This is a genomic window from Bradyrhizobium sp. 1200_D9_N1_1 (assembly GCF_052075915.1).
Classification (GTDB): domain Bacteria; phylum Pseudomonadota; class Alphaproteobacteria; order Rhizobiales; family Xanthobacteraceae; genus Bradyrhizobium; species Bradyrhizobium diazoefficiens.
Map to the genome: position 1 here is coordinate 4,539,116 of NZ_CP197226.1, position 19,931 is coordinate 4,559,046.

Consider the following 19,931-nt stretch of genomic DNA (forward strand, 5'->3'; position numbering starts at 1 on the left):
GCCATGAGCTTTGAGACTGCAGGTTATCAACTGGCGCCGGTGCTGCCCGAACTCGTGCTCGCCGTCGGCGCCATGGCGCTTCTGATGCTCGGCGCGTATCGCGGGCAGGAGACCACAAAGACGGTCACGACGCTGGCGATCCTGCTCCTGATCGTGGTCGGCGTGCTCGAATACATGCTGCCCGCGGGCAAGCAGGTGACCTTCGGCGGCAGCTTCATCGTCGACGACTTCGCCCGCTTCATGAAGATACTGGCCCTGATCGGCTCGGCGGTGACGCTGGTGCTGTCGACCGAGTTCCTGTCCGACCCGTCGCGCCGCATCTTCGAATACGCCATCCTGGTACTGCTCTCGACCCTCGGCATGATGGTGCTGATCTCGGCCGGCGATCTGATCTCGCTCTATCTCGGCCTCGAATTGATGTCGCTGGCGCTCTACGTCGTGGCGAGCTCGAACCGCGACAACGCCAAGTCGACCGAAGCCGGCCTGAAGTACTTCGTGCTCGGCGCGCTGTCCTCGGGCATGCTGCTCTACGGCTCCTCGCTGGTCTATGGCTTCACCGGCACGGTCAGCTTCACCGGCATCGCGGCAACCGCGACGACCGCGAATGTCGGCCTCGTCTTCGGTCTCGTCTTCCTGCTCGCCGGGCTCTGCTTCAAGGTCTCGGCCGTGCCGTTCCACATGTGGACGCCCGACGTCTACGAGGGCGCCCCGACGCCGGTCACCGCCTTCTTCGCCTCGGCGCCGAAGGTGGCCGCGCTCGCCGTCTTCACCCGTGTCACGCTCACCGCTTTCCCGGGCATCGTCTCGCAGTGGCAGCAGATCCTGGTGTTCGTGGCGATCGCCTCGATGGCGCTCGGCTCCTTCGCCGCGATCGGTCAGAGCAACATCAAGCGCCTGATGGCCTATTCCTCGATCGGCCACATGGGCTTTGCGCTGGTCGGCCTTGCCTCCGGCACCGTCGAGGGTGCGCAGGGCGTCCTGATGTACATCGTGATCTATGTCGCGATGACGCTCGGCTCGTTCTCGATCATCCTCGCCATGAAGCGCAACGGCCAGGCCGTGGAGCAGATCAGCGATTTCGCCGGTCTCTCGCGTACCAATCCGCTGCTCGCCTTCATGTTCGCGATGCTGCTGTTCTCGCTCGCCGGCATTCCGCCGCTCGCCGGCTTCTTCGCCAAATGGTACGTCTTCGTCGCGGCCATCAAGGCGAACCTGTTCACGCTCGCCGTGATCGGCGTGCTCTCCAGCGTGGTGGGCGCCTACTACTATCTCGCCATCGTCAAGACGATGTATTTCGACGAGCCGGCCGGCCAGGTCGACCCGGTGCGCGTCGAGGTGAAGACGGTGCTGGCGGTCGCGGGCCTGTTCAACATCCTGTTCGCGCTGTTCGCGGGCCCGGTGGTGAGCGTCGCCTCCGCCGCCGCAAAGTCGCTGTTCTAGGATGGGGTTCGCGCTCGGTCCTCGCGCACTCTCGGCGGGCTACAAGCTCGCGGCTTTCGAGCGGACCGGCTCGACCAATACCGAAGCGATCGAGCACGCCAGGGGCGGCGAACCCGGCCCGATGTGGTTCGTCACATCGGAGCAGACCGCCGGCCGCGGCCGGCGCCAGCGCGCCTGGATCGCGCCGCGCGGCAATCTTGCCGCCAGCATCCTCGAAGTCATGACTGTTCCGCCAGCCGTCGCGGCCACGCTCGGCTTTGCGGCGGGGCTCGCGGAGGAGGCGGCCCTCGAGAAGGTGAGCCTGGAGGCCGCGCTGCGCCTCGGCGAGGGCCGTCCCCGCTACGCACTGAAATGGCCGAACGACGTGCTTGCCGACGGCAAGAAGCTCGTCGGGATCGGGCTCGAGGCCGAAGTCATCGGAGACCGCCTCGCCGTCGTCGTCGGCATCGGCACCAACGTCGTCGCCGCGCCGGAGGGCACGCCGACGCCCGCGGTGTCGCTGGCCGCGCTTGGCGTCCAGATCAGCGCGGAGGAGCTGTTTTCCGCTCTGTCTGATGCCTGGGTCGAGTTCCGCGGCATCTGGGACAATGGCCGCGGCTTTGCCGAGATCCGCAGGCTCTGGTTGGAGCGGGCCGCAGGTCTCGGCGAAAGGGTTGCGATCAACACGGGAACGACGACGCTCGAAGGCATTTTCGACACGATCGACGACGCCGGTTGCCTGATCGTCCGCACTGCTGACGGCCGACGCCTGCCGGTGGCGGCCGGCGAGGTGTTCTTCGGCTCGGCCGCCTCAGTGGGAGCTGCGTGATGGCGAAGCCTGACGAACTGGTCTTTGCGCCGCTCGGCGGCGTCGGCGAGATCGGCATGAACCTGTCGATCTACGGCCTCGGCAACCGCCAGCAGCGCGCGTGGCTCGCGGTCGATCTCGGTGTCTCCTTCGGCGACGAGGAGCATCTGCCGGGCATCGACCTGATCATGCCCGACATCAGCTTCCTGGAGAAGGAACGCAAGAACCTGATGGGCCTGGTGCTGACCCACGCCCATGAGGACCATTTCGGCGCCATCATCGACCTCTGGCCGAAGCTGAAATGCCCGATCTATGCGACCCAGTTCAGCGCCGCGCTGTTCGAGGCCAAATGCGCCGCCGAGCGCAACGCGCCGAAGATCCCGGTGACGGTGGTGCCGTCGGGAGGGCGCGTCGATATCGGCCCGTTCAACGTCGAGTTCATCCCGGTCGCGCATTCGATACCGGAGTCGCACGCGCTGGCCATCCATACCGAAGCCGGCATCGTGCTGCACACCGGCGACTGGAAGATCGACCCGACCCCGATCATCGGCCGCCCGACCGACGAAAAGCGGCTGCGCGAACTGGGCGACGAGGGCGTGCTCGCCCTGATCGGCGATTCCACCAACGCGGTGCGCGACGGCCGCTCGCCCTCCGAAGCCGAGGTTGCCAGGACCATCGCCGGGCTGGTCAAGGCCGCCAAGGGCAGGGTTGCCGTGACGACCTTCGCCTCCAACGTCGCGCGCATCAAGGCGGTGGCGGATGCGGCGCGGGCCGCCGATCGCGAGGTCGTCGTGGTCGGACGCGCCATGGACCGCGTGTCGCAGGTCGCGCGCGAGACCGGCTATCTCGACGGGGTGCAGAACTTCCGCTCGATCGACGTCTACGGCCATCTGCCGCAGGACAAGGTGCTGGCGCTCTGCACCGGCAGCCAGGGCGAGGCCCGCGCGGCGCTGGCGCGCATCGCCAATGACGACCATCCGGAGATCACGCTCAACCGCGGCGACTGCGTGATCTTCTCCTCGCGCACCATTCCCGGCAACGAGAAGGCGGTCGGTTCGATCATCAACAACCTGGTGCTCCAGGGCGTCGAGGTCATCACCGATCGCGACGCCCTGGTCCACGTCTCCGGCCATCCCCGCCGCGACGAGCTGCGCGACATGATCGCCTGGGTGCGTCCGCAGCTCCTGATCCCCGTCCATGGCGAGGCCCTGCACCTGCACGAGCACGCCAAGCTCGCGCGCGCCGCCGGCGTGCCGCGCGTCCTGGTCTGCCGCAACGGCGACCTCGTCAAGCTCGGTCCCGGCGATCCCGGCATCGTCGGCGAGGTGCCCTCGGGCCGTCTCTACAAGGACGGCACGATCCTGGAGGATTCCAAGTCCCGCGCGGTGGTCGAACGCCGCCGCATGGCCTTTTCCGGCTGCGCTTTCGTCGCCATCGCCATGACCGCGCAAGGCGAGCTTGTCGACGAACCCGAGGTCGATCTCGTCGGCGTTCCCGAGAAGAACAGGGCGGGCGAGGCCTTTGACGACCTGGTCTTCGAGGCCGTGATGTCCACGATCGAGGGGCTGCCGAAAGCGCGCCGCCGCGATCCGGACGCGCTGGCCGAGTCGGTGCGACGCGCGGTCCGGGCCGTGATCAACGAACATTGGGGCAAAAAGCCCGCCTGTCTGGTACATGTGCTGACAGTCTGATTGAGGCATGGTCTTTTCGGAAAGGCGCTTCACGCTTTTCCGGATCGTGCTCTGAGGGAGAGAAACATGCTGGGTCGGCTCAACCATGTCGCGATCGCGACCAAGGATGCCGTCAAGGCTGCAAAAATCTACGGCGCCGCGTTCGGGGCGCAGATCTCGGAGGCGGTCGCGCTGCCCGAGCATGGCGTCACCACCGTGTTCGCGACGCTGCCCAACACCAAGATCGAGTTCATCGAGCCGCTCGGCGAAGCTTCTCCGATCGCAAAGTTCCTGGAGCGCAACGCGGACGGCGGCATCCATCATGTCTGCTACGAGGTCGTGGACATCATCGCCTCGCGCGACACCTTGGTGAAGGAGGGCGCCCGGGTGCTCGGCGACGGCGTGCCGAAGATCGGCGCCCACGGCAAGCCGGTGCTGTTCCTGCACCCGAAGGACTTTTCCGGCGCGCTGGTCGAAATCGAGCAGGCGTAAGGCCGTCCCATGGCCATCCAGATATCGACCGCGATCGCGATCTACTTCGTCATCTGGTGGGTCGCGCTGTTCCTGACGCTGCCGTTCGGCGTGCGCAGCCAGCACGAGGACGGCGTGGGCGCGCCCGGCACCGATCCCGGCGCGCCGATCCTGACGCGGATGGGACGCAAGCTGATCTGGACCACGATCATCTCGGCGATCATCTACGGCGCGGGCCTTGCCGCCTATCACGCCGGCTATCTCTCGATCGAACGCCTGTCGAAATTGATGGGCATGCCGTTCTAGACGTTCTTTGCTGACGATATTGTTTTGGGGGAACGAATGACTTTTCAGAGGATCGTCGTTGCGCTTCTGGTGCTGATCGTCGCCGGTCTTGGTGCCATCGGCTATTTCGAGTGGAAGATGGCCGTCCAGGTGCGAACGCTGAAGGCGTTCGTCGAGGGCTATGTCTTCAACGAGGCCGTGATGGCCTGCGAGCAGGCCAAGAGCTCGACGCCGTTCAAGTGGAACGGCGGCAAGAGCACCTCGGTGATCGGGCTGAACTCGGTCAAGCTGGATAAATACAACGTCAGCGCCAGCTACACGCTGGTGGCGGACGGCGTCTATTGCGATTACGATCCGATCAAAAGAAAGGCCGGGATCGGCTCGAGCTTCCTGGAGCGGGAGTAACGATCCGGCCCATATTTATGGGGTAGGATCGTCATGACCGGGGACCGGGCAGGGGACTATCGGATTCTGCATGAGGCGGCGCTGCGGGACTATCTCGCGGGCCTTCCGGACCTCAAGGCGCTGCTCGGCGGCGATCCCGCATCCTGGGAGATCACCGAGGTCGGTGACGGCAATCTCAATCTCGTCTTTATCGTCAAGGGCGACCGCGGCGGCGTCGCCGTGAAGCAGGCGCTGCCCTATGTCCGTCTCGTCGGCGAGAGCTGGCCGCTGCCGCTGTCGCGGGCCCATTACGAATATCTCGCTTTGTCGCGGCAGGCCGAGCTCGCGCCCGGTCTCGTGCCGGCGCTGCTGCATCACAACGAGAAGCTGGCGCTGACGGTGATGGAGCTGCTCGAGCCCCACATCATCATGCGCAAGGGGCTGGTCGCGGCGACGCAATACCCGCGCTTCGCGGGCGACATCACCACCTTCATGGCGCGCACGCTGTTCTTCACCTCAGACCTCGCGCTGTCCGCGGCCGAGAAGAAAGAGGGCATCGCCGCGTTCGCCGGCAACCATGCGCTGTGCAAGATCACCGAGGACCTGATCTTCACCGATCCCTACCGCATCGCCGAGCAGAACCGCTGGACCGCGCCTTACCTCGACGGCCTGGCCGCCTCGTTGCGCGACGACATGGACCTGCATGTCGCGATCTCCCGCCTCAAGCTGAAGTTCATGGCAAGCCCGGAGGCGCTGCTCCACGGTGATCTCCACACCGGCTCGATCATGGTCACGGGCAGCCAGACGCGGGTGATCGACCCGGAATTCGCATTCTATGGACCGATGGGGTTCGACGTCGGCGCCGTGCTCGCCAATCTGCTGATGGCCTATTTCGCCTCCGCCGGTCACGAGCGCGCGCCGGGCGAGCGGGCCGCGTTCGAGGGCTGGGTGCTGGAGACGGTCGAGCAGGTCTGGACCGCGTTCGCCGGCAAATTCCTCGACCTCTGGCGGAGCCATGCCGCCGGCGATGCCTTTCCGGCCTCGCTCTTCGCCGGCGAGAATGGCGCCGCGCGCCTCGAGGCGGAGCGGCAGGCCTACATGCAGCGGCTGTTCGCGGAAACGGTCGGCTTTGCCGCAGCCAAGATCATCCGCCGCATCTTCGGTCTCGCCCACAACATCGATTTCGAGCTGATCGAAGACCCGAAGAAGCGCGCGATCAGCGAGGCCCGCGCGGTGCGGCTGGCGAGGGCGATGATGGTGGAGACGGGGGCGTTTCGGACGATCGCTGACGTCACAGGCGCCGCGCGAAAGCTGCGCGACTGGATGCCGGAGTTTGCGAACGGCTAGAGGCCGATGCGCTTCAATAAAGCCGCATCGGCAGCAGGACGCCGTCTGTGCCGGCCAGCAGACCCCAGGTCTCGTTGGCCGCGACCTCGAACTCCCGGCTCGCTGCCGCACCGCCGTCGACCTTGAGCGTGACCTTGTATTTGCCGGGCGGCAGATCGATCTTCTGACTGTCCGGCATTTCGGCTGCGGCAGCGTCGGAGTTCGTCAAGTTCTCGCCGGCGTGCGCCGCCAGCTTGATGGTCTGGTCGGCGACGGTGATGACCGCCTCCTCGTCCGACTCGTTGCCGAGCATCAGCTTTGCCTGCCTCGGCCTCGGCAGGAGGCCGGCATTCGCGATACCCGGCTTGCGCAGCGAAAGCTCGGCGATTGTCCTGTCGTTCTGACGGGAAAGCCGGAGCAGGACCGGTCCACGGGGCGTCGTGAAGGTGATCACCGCCCGGTCTGGTTCGACCACCGTCTCGATCCAGCCACGCTTGCCGAGCTCGGCGCGATAGAAGCCGAGCACCGCCGCGAGATCGCGCGGGGTCTCGGCGTAGACCGACGTGATGAACGGCGAATTCTTCGCCGTAGCGATGCTCCAGCTCTCCGGCAGTGGCAGACCGGTGCCCTGGGAAACCCTGGCTTCGAAACCTACACCTGCGCCCCGTGCGACCGCTCCGACGGGGATGCTGAGCAGTCGTTCGACGAAATTATCCGGGGTGTCATGGCCCCGGACCGCCCACCCCGTTTCGTCAAGATAGTCGTTCACGCCGGTGGTGCGACTCCAGCCGAACCGGATGCTGTCCGCCTCGCTGTACCGGCCGAGGCTGGCCGCGACCGGGCTTGCCAGCACGGCCGTGGCGGCGACCAGTCCGCCGATAAGCAAAGCACCGAGCGTTCGGCTTTTCATGTGCGGATTCCCATCTCGACGAGATCACTGGGCTGAAGGCCCTTGTCCTGAGCTTGGTCGCATCGATCACGCCGGACGTTCACCGCTCGTAGATCGTTGTTTCCGCTTCCGATTCTCGACGGGTTGAGAGGGTCGCCGCAAGCTACGGCTTCGCCTGAGGGCTCGCCCCCCGGGCGGGCGTCTCGAACGAAGCGTTGCAAGGAACTGCGGCATCGAAGGCGAAAAGAGGAGCTTGCACTCGACGTGCCGCGAGTGGTCAACTCCGTGACTGGAATATGCCTGCGGTGCCGGAGGGGACATGATGTTCAGGATTGTGGCGATCGTCGCTGGATTGGGACTGGCGCTCGCCGGATCGGTGGAGGCTCAGACTCCGCGCAAAGGCGGAACCATCCGGATGACGGCGCCCTACGGTTCCAGCTTCACCAGCCTGGACATTCACACCACGCAGCGCGCCCAGGACGAGATCTACGCCAAGGCGCTGCATCGGTCGCTCTACATCTGGAATTCCGCGGAAGGAAAACCCGTCCTGGAACTTGCCAAGGAGGACGTGGTCTCGGGCGGAGGCCTCGTTCACACCTTCAAGCTGCGCGATGACGCCTATTTCCACAATGGCCGCAAGATGACGGCCGACGACGTCATCTGGTCCTACAACCGCATCATGGACGGCGCCAAGGCCTATCCCGGCGCGCGCTTTGTCCGCGTGATCGAGGGCGCCGCCGCGGTCGAGAAGGGCCAGGCCAAGGAAATCTCCGGCCTGAAGAAGATCGACGACTTCACCCTCGAGATGAAGCTGACCGAGAAGGTCGATCCGGGCTTCTACTTCTTCACCGCGCTGACCTCGATCTATCCCGCCGACGAGGCCGCGAAGGATAGCTTCATCCAGAAGCCGATCGGTCTTGGACCGTTCAAGTTCGTCGAGCACGTGCCGGGATCGCGCATCGTGCTGGAGCGGTGGGACCGCTTCTACAAACCCGGAAAGCCCTACGCCGACAAGGTCATCGTGTCGGTCATGGGCGAGGCCGCGGCGCGCGATGTCGCCTTCCGCAACAAGGAGATCGACACCTCGGTGCTAGGACCTGCGCAGTATGTCGCCTACCAGTCCGACGCCGACCTCAAGGGCACCATCGTCGAGGTCGCCGAGGTCTTCACGCGCTACATGGGGATGAACACCGCGTTCAAGCCGTTCGCCGACAAGCGCGTCAGGCAGGCGATCAACTATGCGATCGACACCGACCTGATCATCAACAAGCTGGTCAAGAACAAGGCCTATCGCGCCACCAGCTGGCTGCCGCTGACCTCGCCGCTCTACGACAAGACCATGAAGCCCTACGCCTTCGATCCGGCCAAGGCCAAGCAGCTGCTGACTGAGGCCGGCTATCCCTCAGGCTTCGAGTTCGAATGGACCACCAGCCAGAACGAGAGCTGGGGTTTGCCGATCGTCACGGCCGTCATCCCGATGCTGGACAAGGTGGGCATCAAGGCGAAGGTCAAGCAGGTCGAGACGGCGGTGCTGGCGGAGGTGGTTCGCAGCGGCGACTACCAGGCCTTCATCTATTCCCAGCAGACCGGCCCGGATCCCCAGGCCGCGCTGAAATGCTTCCACTCGTCGACGCCGCAATCGGCGTGCAACTACATGAACTTCAAGAACGCCGATTTCGACAAGTTGATCGACGAGGCCGGGCAGACCGACGACGCCGCAAAGCGCGGCCAGCTGCTGCAAAAGGCCAATGCGCTGCTCTACGAAGAGGCGCCGATCTGGTTCTTCAACTACAACAAGGCGGTCATGGCGGTGCAGCCGTGGCTCAAGGGGGTTCAGCTGAATGCGACGGAGCTGACCCATCAGAACGTCGAAGACCTCTGGGTCGACGAGACCTCGCCCGCGAAGTGACACGCGCTCCCTCCATCGCGACGTCAGATGGAGGGAGCGAGGAAAAGTGCCGATGCTCTCCTTCCTGATCCGTCGCCTCCTGCAAACCATTCCGACCGTGCTTGCCGTGGTGATGCTGGTCTTCGTGCTGTTCAGCGTCGTTCCCGGCAGCATCGTCTCGACCATGAGCGACGACAGCGATCCGCAGGTCGAGGCGCGCATGAAGAAGCAGCTCGGCCTCGACGAGCCCGTCTACCTGCGCTTCGGCTCCTATATCGCGAAGCTCGCGACCGGTGACTTCGGGACCTCGTTCCGGACGCGCGAGCCGGTCACGACCATGATTGCCAAGCGGATGGGGCCGACCCTGCAATTGATCTTCGCGTCCATGGCATTTGCGGTCGCGATCGGCGTGCCGCTCGGCTTCGTCGCGGCGTTGCGGCCTGGTGGTGTCGTCGACAGCGCGGCGATGGTCGTGGCGGTGTCGGGTCTTTCAATGGCCAAGTTCTGGCTCGGACTGCTGCTGATGTACCTGTTCGCGTTGAAGCTCGGCTGGCTGCCGAGTTTTGGCTATGGCGATGGCGGCCTCAAAAATCTGATCCTGCCGGCCGTGACACTCGGCGTTTCGCCGATGGCGCTGCTGGCCCGGACGACGCGAGCGGCGGTCCTCGAGATCATGCACGCCGACTTTGTCCGCACGGCGCGATCGAAGGGCATGAGCGAGACGCGCGTCGTGAAGTGGCACGTGATGCGCAACGCGCTCGTCCTGATTCTCACGACAATGGGCCTGCAATTCGGCGCGCTGATGGGGCAGGCGGTCGTCGTCGAGAAACTGTTCTCCTGGCCGGGCATCGGCTCGCTGCTGGTCGACAGCGTCCTGCAACGCGACATTCCCGCCGTCCAGGGCTCCATCCTCGTGGTGGTGCTGTTCTTTCTCGCGATCAATCTGCTGATCGACCTGCTGTACGGCGTGATCGATCCCAGGATCAGATACGCATGAAGCTCCGCGCCAATCTCGTCATCGGTGGTGCCTTGTTCGCGCTTGCGATCCTGGTCGGCCTGCTCGCACCCTGGCTGGCGCACACCGATCCCGTCCTGGACGCCAATTTGATGAATGCGGAAGAGCCCCCGAGCTGGACCTGGTGGTTCGGGACCGACGGGCAGGGCCGTGACATCTATTCCCGCGTCGTCTACGGCGCGCGCATCTCGCTGACGGTCGGCATCGTCTCGCAGCTCATCAACAGCGTCATCGGCGTGGCACTGGGCCTGAGCGCCGGCTATTGGGGCGGCTGGTGGGACGATGTCGTCAACGGACTGACCAATCTGATGCTCGCGATCCCCTCGCTGATCTTCGCGCTGGCCATCATGGCGGTGCTTGGACCAGGCCTGACCAGCCTGCTCATCGCACTCGGGCTGACCAACTGGTCCTTCACCTGCCGGATCGCGCGGGCCTCGGCGCTGTCGCTGAGGAGCCAGGGCTACGTGCAGGCGGCAACCGTGCTCGGTTACGGCGATCTGCGCATCATGATCACGCAGCTCTTGCCGAACATGCTCGGCCCCATCATCGTCATCGGCACGCTTGGCATGGGCAGCGCGGTCTTGTCCGAAGCAGCCCTTTCGTTCCTCGGCCTCGGCGTCCGTCCGCCTTTTCCGAGCTGGGGCAGCATGCTGTCGGAAGCCCGCGACCAGATCACGACGGCGCCGTGGCTCTCGGTCTTTCCGGGCCTTGCCATCTTCCTGACGGTGCTCGGCCTCAACCTGCTCGGCGACGGCCTGCGCGACATTCTCGATCCGCAATCGCGGAGCCGGCGCACATGACGGGCACGCCGCTGATCGAAGTCGAGGATTTGCGCATCGATCTCGACGACGGATCGCGGCGCGTTGCGGCGGCCGAGGGCATTTCGTTCCGCATCGATCGTGGCGAGACGTTCGGCCTGGTCGGCGAATCCGGCTGCGGCAAGAGCATCACGGCGCTCGCCTTGATCGGCCTGTTGCGGCCGCCGCTGTCGATCGGCGGCGGCGCCATCCGGTTTGAGGGGCGGGAGATCCAGCACCTTTCCGCGGCCAGGCAGCGGGAGCTGCGCGGCAATCGCATCGCCATGATCTTCCAGGAGCCGATGACGGCGCTCAATCCGGTCTCGCCTGTGGGGCGGCAGATCGCCGAGATGTTCGTGCTGCACCAGGGCAAGAGCTGGCGGGAAGCAGACCGGCTGGCGGTCGAGGCGCTGGCGAGCGTCCGCGTCCCCGCGCCCGAGCGACGCGTCAAGGATTACCCGCACCAGCTGTCGGGGGGCATGCGACAGCGCGTGATGATCGCCATCGCGCTCGCATGCGGTCCGGACCTTCTGATCGCCGACGAGCCGACCACCGCGCTCGACGTGACCGTGCAGGCCGAAATCATCGAGCTGATGCGGAATCTGTGCGCCGAGCGAGGAACGGCCATCCTGATGATCAGCCACGATCTCGGCCTGGTCGCCAATGTCTGTCGCCGCGTTGCCGTCATGTATGCCGGCCGCATTGTCGAGGAGCGCGGCTCGGCCGATATCTTCCGGGCGCCCTCGCACCCCTATACGCAAGGCCTGGTCGACTCGCTGCCGCGGCTGGGCAGCCGCGCGGCGCTTGGCCGTACCAGGCTCCAGGAGATCGCGGGCGTCGTGCCGGCGATCACGGCTTTCCCTGATGGCTGCAGGTTCAATCCGCGTTGCGCGCGGGCGACCGATATTTGCCGGACCGCGGCGCCGGAGACGACACGGCTGGACGCGGGCGGTCTGGTGAGGTGTCACCACCATGCATGAACCGCAAGAAAGGCCTGGTGAGGCGAGGCCGGATGACGATGTCATTCTCAGCGTCGAGGATCTCGCGGTCCATTTTCCGCTGGGAGGCGGCTTGCTGGGCCGCGGCCGGCGGCTGCTCCGTGCCGTCGACGGTGTCGATCTCAGGCTGAAGCGCGGCGAATGTCTCGGCCTCGTCGGCGAGTCCGGCTCCGGCAAATCGACGGTCGCATTGTCGATCCTTGGTCTGTTGGGGCCGACGCGCGGCCGCATCGTGCTGGACGGACAGGTCGTAACGAACAGGCAATCCGGCGATCGCAAGGCGCTGGCCCGCATCGTGCAGATGGTCTTCCAGGATCCGTACGCCTCGCTCAACCCGCGCCAGACCGTTCGTCGCACGCTTGAAGATCCGCTGCGGGTGCATGGCGTCACCGCCGCAAGCGAGATCGCAGACCGCGTCGCGACCATGCTCAAGCATGTGGGATTGCGCCCCGAACAGGCGGGCCGCTACCCGCATGAATTCTCCGGCGGCCAGCGCCAGCGCATCGGCATTGCGCGCGCCCTGATCCTCAATCCCAAGATCGTCATCTGCGACGAACCGGTGTCGGCGCTCGATGTCTCGATCCGCGCCCAGATCATCAACCTGCTGCTGGAATTGAAGGAGACGCTCGGCCTGTCCTACATCATGATCAGCCACGACCTCGGCGTCGTCGAGCACATGAGCGACCGCGTCGCCGTGATGTATCTCGGCCGTATCGTGGAGAATGGCGACTGGCGCGAGATCTTCGAGCGGCCGGCGCACCCCTATACGCAAGCCCTGATCGCCGCGATCCCCGATCCGCTGCGCCACGCACCGCTCGCGACGACAGGGGGCGACCTTCCCAATCCGCTTAATCCGCCGAATGGATGCGCGTTCAGCCCGCGCTGTCGTCACGCCGAAGCCGTGTGCCGCCAGGAGCCCGGTCCGTCGCTGGAGACGCGTCCCGACGGGCACGCGGTGCGGTGCTGGCGGGCTGACGAGATTACGGGGCAGGCGGCATTGGCCTCGACCGAAAGCGGACATCCCTAGAATAGAGGGCGCGTCCGTTGCCGGATCCCAAGTTCGCCGGCTGCCAGCGCTCGCAGCGTCAATTTCTGTGGAACGTCGATGCCCGCTTTAGTGCGCTGACCATGGCCATGAGATTGACGGTCGCGGCTTCTTGGCCTCGGGCCGCTCCGGGGTTCGCGCCGGCCTTTGCGCTTGGACGACATTGGCCGACTGCCGCGGACGTGGCAGCGGTATGTCAGGCACCACTTTGGGCTCTTCAGCGCTCACCGTTGGTGACGCTTCGGGCATCGTCTTTGGTTCTTCGGGGCTCGTCGTTGGTGACGTTTCGGGGATTGCCTTTGGCTGTGAAGCGTTGGCGATGACGCGGGCGAGTTGGTCCTGACTTGCGTTGAGCCGCTCGGTGAGCGTCTGGCTTTCGCGCGCCATTTGCATCTGATCGGCCTTGATCTGGAAGATGATGCCGTTGTTGCGCTCCGATTCCTCTCGACTCACTTTGAGTTGGCTTGCCAGATTTTCATTGTCGCGGATCAATTGTTCCTGCCTCGCCTTAAGCTGTTCGACCGTTTGGCTCAAGGCAGCGAGATCACGCGCCATCGGTTGAAACTGCTGCGACAACTCGGAACGCAGGACAACGGCGCTCGGCACGACCGCCTCCGGCGCGGCGCGAGCCAGAGGTGCTGGGTCGGAGGGAGGCATCTTTGCTGCATCAGCGGAGAATGACCACCACCAGGCAACCACACCAAGGGATGCCGCCAACAGGAATCCGACGGAAGCCACATATCGCCAATCCGCCTGAAGCGTTGCGAGGGTGATGGGGGACCGCTCGATGCTGATCGGCGCGGCCGAAGAACTGACTCCTGCTTCGTGTGCCAGGTTCGACAGTTGCTCCTCCAAGCTTGCGATCTGCCCTTCCACGAGCCTGTCGTCTAGCATGGAGTTCATTTGATGCTCCGTATCAAAATGCAATGGCAATCGCGTGAGAGCGATCCGCGCTACGGCGAGCGAACACTCAACGCATCGGTTCTTGGGCCTGCGAGGATTGTTTCTTGCCAGCCGCTCGGTGTTGATTTTTAACGCAGCCGAGGAGGGCGGAACTATGTTCGTACTTGGAGAACTATGGAAGGAGTGCTGACCCTTCACCGCCTGCTTCGCGTTCGCGCGGTCGGACGCCGGCGCCGAAGCGCCGGCGTGCCGCCAACTTTTATTGGGCAGAAATGCCCACCGTTGTTTGCGACTTCACAACCGGCGGCGGATTCCATTTGCCGGTCAGCGCTTCCGACTTCGGCGCGTACAGGCGCATGGTCAGATTGAACGGCGCCTTCGGTGCAGGAAGCCAGTTGGCTTCGAGCTCCTTGCCGGGGCTCGCGTTCTGGAAATAGAGGTCGAGCGATCCATCCGCATTGTACTTGAACGGCATCCAGCTGGAGACCGCAAAACGGTTCAGCGTGTTGCCGACCTGGAAGCCGTCCTGATCGTAGAGCGTGATCGACCAGAACGCGTTGACAGGCGGCGTGGCGCCCTTCTCGAAGGTGACGGTGTATTTGTTCGCGCCATCGAGCGGCTTACCGGTGTCGTCGGCGAGATTGAGCGGATAGATGGCATCCTCGACCACGTTGGCGCCAAGCCCCTGCTGCGCGACAATGGCCCGCTTCAGGTAGTAGTTGCCGTAAACACCCATCGTGTCGGTGTTCATCCCCCAGCCGTTGGCAACCCGCGCCAGCGTCGGCACCTTCCAGGCCATCAGCTTCTGTGCGTCCTGGGGTGCGGTCTCCAGCGCCCTTTGCACGGCCGGGTCGAGCTTGCCGATGTCAAAGCTCTTGCCGGGCTCGATGCCGATTTTCTTCATCTGCGCGAGGATCGGTTCGTCGGTGACGTGAGGCGGATGCAGCTTCAGCAATTCCGCGGCATAGGCGAAATACACCCCCGCCGTCATGGTATCGACCTGCGTCTTTGGCGGCGTCTTCATGTCGACGCTTGGGTCCGGCTTGAATTCGACCGGCCTGGGCGTTTTGCCATACTCGGAAAGCAGGGTGACCTTGTAGCCGGCCTGGATCTTGTGGACCGCATCATAATCCGGCGGCCCGTCCGTCTTGGTCCGGCCGATCAGCCAGACGTAGGGCGTTGGCGCGTCGATGCGCTGGGTGTCTTTTGGAAGCTTGAACTCCTCGGCGAATCTGTCGCGCAGATCCGGCCGCCAGTTCGCCGGCGCCACCAGGAACGTCCCGGCCTTGGTACCCGTCGTGCGCCAGCCCGGCGATGCGAAGACGTCCGTCCACATGTCGAGCATCGGCAGCAGATAGTAGCGCCCATCGGTATCCGGTGCTGAGATGACAACCGGCTCCTTGGTCATGTCGAGCCAGGAGGCGGAATACAGCGTATCGAAGTTGGACCGCACCACGCCTTTGAAATCCGCCGGCGGGTATTCGGGCACGTTGACGAACGTGTTCATCGGTCCCCTGAAATCGGTCGTGCCGTTGGTGAATTGCTTGCGGGATACATCCATCGACATGATGGAGTAGAAGTAAACATAGGCGTCGACCGCGATGGCGTGCGCCTCCTGTTCGGTGATCGGCGGCGCCGATTGAGCCAGTGCTGCGGGTGCCGTCGCCGCACCAAGGCAGAGAGACAATGTCAGTGGCAGGAATCCTCGAAACATCTCGAACCTCCTCTGCTGATGATTGATTTGGATTTACGGCTTCGTTCAATTCTCCTTGTCCAACGTCAGAATCGTCTCGCCTCTCGTGACGGTCGAGCCCGGCGAATTTTCGATCAGTTGATCCACATCATATCGCCGGGACCTCGACCCACGCGTCTTCGTTCGTCTCAATGACAGGGTGGAGGCGGGGCTGCCGCGTTCTGGGCGAACGCTGTTTCGGTCCCGCGCAACGGCGCGGTTACGGTGAGCATTCCGAAAATCTGATTCAGTATTGTGTTACGCATGACATCATTCCTTGTACAAAAAACTACGGAACGACTTGAAACACTCGTGCTTGGGCGCGCCATTGCGAGGCAATGTGCAATGCATCAAACGCCTGACGGCGTATTCGGAAATCGAAACGAGGCGTGGTGGAAACGTTGCAACGAGGCGATGATAGATAGTTCTGGAAAGCTCGTTGCGAATGGAACGCTAGCACAACCGCCCAGTGAGGACCAGCCTTGGTCGTTATTTTGTGCCTCTACTTCGTCGCGTTATGGGCCGGCGTGGAGGCGAACCGGAGCACGCCGCGCTAAGGTGGGGGTCGGGCGCGGACAACGCCGGTGTTTCTGCTATAGTGCGACATTCGAACTCGCGGGGCGGCCGCTTCAAGGGTTGAAATCATGCACAGAGCATCTGGATCATTACTGTTTGCCATCGCTTTTATTCTTCCTGGTCCGCAAGCGCGCGCGCAGCAACTTCCGGCCGAAACGATTCAGGGAATGCTGGCGGCCCAGATCCGCACACAAGGCTTCACTTGCGAAAAGCCACTCGGCGCAAGGAAGGATGCGAAGTTGTCTCGACCTGATCGCGACGTTTGGGTTCTGAAATGCAGCAACGCCATGTACAGGATCTCGCGCGTTCCCGACATGGCGGCAAAGGTCGAACCGCTCCGCTGAGCTCGACGCTCTCTACGGATTGGCGCCGTGATGGAATTGCGCCGGTGTTTTGCCCGACGTGTCGAACGTCCTGGCGGCGAGGGCTCAAGCCATGCCTCACGGTCGTCTCAGCTCCCGCTGATGCCGACCAGGCGAGGGCGGCGGTTTGCGAGCGGGTTCTCGGCCGGCAGGGCGCGCAGCCATTCGCGAAAACTGACGATCTCGGGACAATCCGCGGTGCCTTCAGGCGCGATCAGCCAATCGCCGAGGCCCGACCCCTCGTTGAGCCGGTCGCAGCGATAGCCCGGATGGCGGCTGAGGCCGCGGGCAATCAGCAGGTCCACCTTGCCCTCGACCAATTCGTGCAGGCCGGCGGGCTGCAGCACCCGCAAACCGATGTCCGCATGCGCGCTGCGAAACTCCGCCAGATCGAGGCGGCGCAGGTCGAAGCTGCCATGGACTCCCAGTTGTAGCAGCACAGTACCTGACGGTTTCAATTGCGAAGTCGCCTCCGCAATGTGGCGAAAGCCTTCGGAGACCCCGGGCAGATAGGCCTGACCGGCCGCCGTGAGGATGAGCTGCTTGTGCAGCCGCTCGAACAGCTGCACGCCGAGGCGTGCCTCCAGCGCCTTCACCTGCTGCCCCACGGCGGCGGGTGTCACGTGTAGCTCGTGGGCGGCGAGCTTGAAGCTGAGATGCCGTGCGGCGGCCTCGAAGGCGCGGAGCGCGTTGAGCGGGGGAAGGGCGTAGGTCATTGCGCCGCAGTTTGACACCGATGGGCCGTGGCCTTGCAATAGATTTTCTTGCGCTGAACCGCAGGAATGATGCTTTGCGCCGAGGCGATGTCGCCGGTTACGGTCAGCCCGCAATCCGGAGAAACCCCATGCCCTCAGCTCAAATCGTCAGCCACAATCCCGCAGCGGTCCACCCTCCCGCCGGCGGTTACAGCATGGGACTTGAACTGACGCAGCATCGCCGCCTCTTGTTCATCAGCGGCCAAGTGCCCGAGAGATCCGACGGCACCGTGCCCGAAGGTTTCGAGGCGCAATGCGAGCAGGCCTGGCGCAACGTCATCGAGGTGCTCGCCGCCGCGGGCCTTGGCGTCGAGCATCTGGTCAAGGTCACCACGTTCCTGACCGAACGGGATCAAGTCGTGCCCAACCGCGCCATTCGCCGCACGGTGCTCGGCGAACACCGGCCTGCGCTCACGGTCGTGATCGTCGAGACCGTTGACAGCAAATGGCTGCTGGAGATCGAGGCGATCGCTGCGGAATGAGGCCGGCTTCGCCGACCTTGCAAACAGCCAATTATGTCAGGTGCCCAATGGCCGAGAACATCCATCCCTTCTACGAGACGCATCGGGGCGCAATGGAAGCCGCCATGCGTAATCGACTCGACCTTGCCGAGCCGATGTTGCGCGAGCGCGCGCATCTCACCGACATCGGCGGGATCAGACGGGAGGTGATGGACGAATTCGAGATCGTGCTCACCCAAATGCCCTATGTCGGGGGCGCGGCAAGCCGCATGAGCGATTTCTTCATGCGTCTCATGGGCTTCATGGCCATCAGCCGGGTGCTGCGGCGACACGGCGTGCCGCTGGCCGTGATCGGCGAGATCGAGCGGGAAACCTACAAGGCGCAATTGCTCACCGACCCCGAAACGGAACGTCTCGCCTCGGGCCGTCAGTTCATGTCGCCGGAGAACCAGGCTTTGCTGCGCGCGCAGGCTGCAGGAAGTGTTACTGAAAGCCATCAGGAAGAGTTTCCGGAGGATTTCGTTTACGATTTCGTCGAGCCGGGGCCGGATGACAATTTCGAGTTCGGCATCAACTACAAGGCTTGCGGCTTCTGCAAATTCGCGGCTCGCCATGGCGACAAGGACATCCTGCCGAACATCTGTGGACTTGATTTCGACGCCTATGCAACGCGAGGCATCCGCCTGGAGAGGACACAAACCTTGGCTGGCGGCGCGAGCCACTGCAATTTCCGATTCTCGCGGCTGCCGTCGGAGTAGAACCGTCACACTGAGGTGGCCGCTTCTTCAGCCGCCCTCGAAGGGCGACGGCCCGGCTGCATCTCGGCCGTTCATCCTTCGAGGCTCCGCGTGCGATTCCTTCGCATCGCCTGCCTCGCACCTCCAGCGACAACGGCTTCGCCGTTGCGCGGGGATGACGGATCATTGTTCCTGCGGTCTTGGAAAGCTGCACGGACGTACCAGTTGCAACGATGACATCCTGCACCTGTTTTGCCCGACGGGTCAAATGTCGGTGCGGTCGCACTCGCGCAGTCGCGAGTTTGGTAAGCGACTGAACTTCCTCACAGTGTCTACTGTGCATGGGGTTGTTTTCGCGCTTTTTGTTTTGAGGGCTGGCTACTCCGCCGCCTTCTCCCTCAACCGCTGGGCGTAGACGTTGATGATCAAGGCCGCCAGCAGGATCAGGCCACGGATCAGGATCTTCAAAAAGCTGTCGATGTTGACGTGGTCGAGGCCGTTATTCAGGACCCCCAGGACGAAGAGCCCGACGATGGTGTTGCCGATGCCGCCGCGGCCGCCGAACAGGCTGGTGCCGCCGACCACGACGGCGGCGATGGAGTCGAGCAAATAGGTGTCGAACTCGTTCTGCTGCGCGCTGCCGAAATGGGCGACGCCCAGCATGCCGCCGATGCCGGAGCACACCGCCGAGATCACCATCACCGCGCCGAGGATGAACTTGACGTTGAGGCCGGAATATTCGGCGGCCTCGCGGTTGCCGCCGACCATGTAGACGTAGCGGCCGAAGCGCGTGTAGGTCAGCACCAGATGGCCGCCGAGCAGCATGATGGCCGCGACGATGACGATCCAGGGGATGCCGCCGATCGATCCGGAGCCGAGCGTCGTGATCAGGCCGGGCACCTTGTAGGCGATCTGGCCGCGCACCAGCAGCGCCGAGATGCCGGCCGCGATCTGCATCATCGCCAAGGTCATGATGAAGGAGGGGATGCCGATCACGGTCAGGCCCAGCGCATTGACGAGGCCGAGCAGGGCGCAGAGCAGGATCGACAGGATGATCGCAACCGCGCCGGGCAGGGGGATGTTGGCGATGTTGACGTAGGACTCCTGCAGCGTGAAATAGGCAACCGCGATGCCGGTGACATTGGCGATGCTGGCGATCGACAGGTCGATCTCGGCGCAGAGGATCACGAAGGTGAGGCCGACGGCGATGATGCCTGTTACCGACACCTGCGTCAGGATGTTGCCGAGATTGTCGAGCGTGGCGAAGGAGGGGCTGGCGACGGCGAAGAAGGCGGACAGGAAGATCAGCGTCAGGAACGGCGCGATGTTGCGCATCTGCGAGCGCAGGAAGGGCGCCAGACCGCGCGCCCGATGAGCTTCAGCAAAGGCCGTCTCACTGCTCGCCATGGT

20 protein-coding genes are annotated in these 19,931 nt (G+C 64.1%); 15 read left to right on the forward strand and 5 right to left on the reverse strand.

Annotated elements, in window-relative coordinates:
- Window positions 1–3: 3 nt before the first annotated feature.
- The 7 genes from nuoN (at window position 4) to mtnK (ending at window position 6,384) form a co-directional block, all read left to right on the forward strand.
- Window positions 4–1,440, forward strand: coding sequence for an NADH-quinone oxidoreductase subunit NuoN (gene nuoN / locus AB5K84_RS21875; protein ID WP_011087671.1), 1,437 nt, complete (start codon window positions 4–6; stop codon window positions 1,438–1,440).
- Between the two features lies 1 nt (window position 1,441).
- Window positions 1,442–2,248 carry a biotin--[acetyl-CoA-carboxylase] ligase gene (locus AB5K84_RS21880; RefSeq protein WP_011087670.1) on the forward strand — a complete coding sequence of 269 codons (807 nt, stop codon included), beginning with the start codon at window positions 1,442–1,444 and terminating at the stop codon, window positions 2,246–2,248.
- Window positions 2,248–3,918: a ribonuclease J gene (locus AB5K84_RS21885; protein ID WP_028171719.1), complete on the forward strand. Its 1,671-nt coding sequence runs from the start codon at window positions 2,248–2,250 to the stop codon at window positions 3,916–3,918. The genes AB5K84_RS21880 and AB5K84_RS21885 overlap by 1 nt, the downstream gene beginning before the upstream one ends.
- 66 nt (window positions 3,919–3,984) lie before the next feature.
- Window positions 3,985–4,389, forward strand: a complete 405-nt coding sequence (gene mce / locus AB5K84_RS21890; protein WP_011087668.1) for a methylmalonyl-CoA epimerase — start codon at window positions 3,985–3,987, stop codon at window positions 4,387–4,389.
- 9 nt (window positions 4,390–4,398) lie between these two features.
- Window positions 4,399–4,674, forward strand: a complete 276-nt coding sequence (locus AB5K84_RS21895; protein WP_011087667.1) for a DUF1467 family protein — start codon at window positions 4,399–4,401, stop codon at window positions 4,672–4,674.
- Between the two features lie 36 nt (window positions 4,675–4,710).
- The gene (locus tag AB5K84_RS21900) at window positions 4,711–5,058 is read left to right on the forward strand and encodes a hypothetical protein (protein WP_011087666.1); all 348 of its coding nucleotides are present in this window, start codon (window positions 4,711–4,713) and stop codon (window positions 5,056–5,058) included.
- 33 nt (window positions 5,059–5,091) lie between these two features.
- Window positions 5,092–6,384: an S-methyl-5-thioribose kinase gene (gene mtnK, locus AB5K84_RS21905; RefSeq protein WP_011087665.1), complete on the forward strand. Its 1,293-nt coding sequence runs from the start codon at window positions 5,092–5,094 to the stop codon at window positions 6,382–6,384.
- 13 nt (window positions 6,385–6,397) lie between these two features.
- Here the strand turns inward: mtnK and AB5K84_RS21910 are convergent, their stop codons facing one another.
- On the reverse strand, window positions 6,398–7,273 hold the full coding sequence (locus AB5K84_RS21910) for a hypothetical protein (RefSeq protein ID WP_011087664.1): 876 nt from the start codon (window positions 7,271–7,273) through the stop codon (window positions 6,398–6,400).
- A 298-nt stretch (window positions 7,274–7,571) separates the two neighbouring features.
- Between AB5K84_RS21910 and AB5K84_RS21915 the strand changes: the two genes are divergently transcribed.
- Genes AB5K84_RS21915 through AB5K84_RS21935 form a run of 5 tightly spaced genes read left to right on the forward strand, consistent with a single transcriptional unit; the run spans window position 7,572 to window position 12,977 of the window.
- Window positions 7,572–9,161 (forward strand): ABC transporter substrate-binding protein, encoded by a 1,590-nt coding sequence (locus AB5K84_RS21915; RefSeq protein WP_011087663.1) that lies wholly within the window; start codon window positions 7,572–7,574, stop codon window positions 9,159–9,161.
- A 52-nt stretch (window positions 9,162–9,213) separates the two neighbouring features.
- Window positions 9,214–10,137 carry an ABC transporter permease gene (locus AB5K84_RS21920; protein ID WP_011087662.1) on the forward strand — a complete coding sequence of 308 codons (924 nt, stop codon included), beginning with the start codon at window positions 9,214–9,216 and terminating at the stop codon, window positions 10,135–10,137.
- Window positions 10,134–10,955: an ABC transporter permease gene (locus AB5K84_RS21925; RefSeq protein ID WP_011087661.1), complete on the forward strand. Its 822-nt coding sequence runs from the start codon at window positions 10,134–10,136 to the stop codon at window positions 10,953–10,955. Before AB5K84_RS21920 ends, AB5K84_RS21925 begins: the two co-directional genes overlap by 4 nt.
- A complete protein-coding gene (locus AB5K84_RS21930; protein WP_011087660.1) occupies window positions 10,952–11,932 on the forward strand; it encodes an ABC transporter ATP-binding protein in 981 nt (326 codons plus the stop codon). The genes AB5K84_RS21925 and AB5K84_RS21930 overlap by 4 nt, the downstream gene beginning before the upstream one ends.
- A complete protein-coding gene (locus AB5K84_RS21935) occupies window positions 11,925–12,977 on the forward strand; it encodes an ABC transporter ATP-binding protein (RefSeq protein ID WP_011087659.1) in 1,053 nt (350 codons plus the stop codon). Before AB5K84_RS21930 ends, AB5K84_RS21935 begins: the two co-directional genes overlap by 8 nt.
- Before the next feature lie 87 nt (window positions 12,978–13,064).
- On the opposite strand, the gene AB5K84_RS21940 is transcribed toward AB5K84_RS21935, so the two are convergent.
- Both AB5K84_RS21940 and AB5K84_RS21945 read right to left on the reverse strand, forming a co-directional pair.
- Window positions 13,065–13,898: a hypothetical protein gene (locus AB5K84_RS21940; RefSeq protein WP_038966292.1), complete on the reverse strand. Its 834-nt coding sequence runs from the start codon at window positions 13,896–13,898 to the stop codon at window positions 13,065–13,067.
- A 259-nt stretch (window positions 13,899–14,157) separates the two neighbouring features.
- Window positions 14,158–15,612 (reverse strand): DUF1254 domain-containing protein, encoded by a 1,455-nt coding sequence (locus tag AB5K84_RS21945; RefSeq protein ID WP_011087657.1) that lies wholly within the window; start codon window positions 15,610–15,612, stop codon window positions 14,158–14,160.
- 662 nt (window positions 15,613–16,274) lie between these two features.
- On the opposite strand from AB5K84_RS21945, the gene AB5K84_RS21950 reads away from it, so the two are divergent.
- The gene (locus tag AB5K84_RS21950) at window positions 16,275–16,550 is read left to right on the forward strand and encodes a hypothetical protein (RefSeq protein ID WP_038966291.1); all 276 of its coding nucleotides are present in this window, start codon (window positions 16,275–16,277) and stop codon (window positions 16,548–16,550) included.
- A gap of 107 nt (window positions 16,551–16,657) precedes the next feature.
- Here the strand turns inward: AB5K84_RS21950 and AB5K84_RS21955 are convergent, their stop codons facing one another.
- Window positions 16,658–17,284 (reverse strand): LysR family transcriptional regulator, encoded by a 627-nt coding sequence (locus AB5K84_RS21955; RefSeq protein WP_011087656.1) that lies wholly within the window; start codon window positions 17,282–17,284, stop codon window positions 16,658–16,660.
- Between the two features lie 128 nt (window positions 17,285–17,412).
- Here AB5K84_RS21955 and AB5K84_RS21960 point away from each other — a divergent pair, with 128 nt between their 5' ends.
- On the forward strand, window positions 17,413–17,805 hold the full coding sequence (locus AB5K84_RS21960; RefSeq protein WP_028171728.1) for a RidA family protein: 393 nt from the start codon (window positions 17,413–17,415) through the stop codon (window positions 17,803–17,805).
- A 47-nt stretch (window positions 17,806–17,852) separates the two neighbouring features.
- Window positions 17,853–18,542 (forward strand): L-2-amino-thiazoline-4-carboxylic acid hydrolase, encoded by a 690-nt coding sequence (locus AB5K84_RS21965; RefSeq protein WP_028171729.1) that lies wholly within the window; start codon window positions 17,853–17,855, stop codon window positions 18,540–18,542.
- Window positions 18,543–18,899: 357 nt separating this feature from the next.
- On the opposite strand, the gene AB5K84_RS21970 is transcribed toward AB5K84_RS21965, so the two are convergent.
- Window positions 18,900–19,928, reverse strand: a complete 1,029-nt coding sequence (locus AB5K84_RS21970) for an ABC transporter permease (protein ID WP_011087653.1) — start codon at window positions 19,926–19,928, stop codon at window positions 18,900–18,902.
- Between the last annotated feature and the right edge of the window lie 3 nt (window positions 19,929–19,931).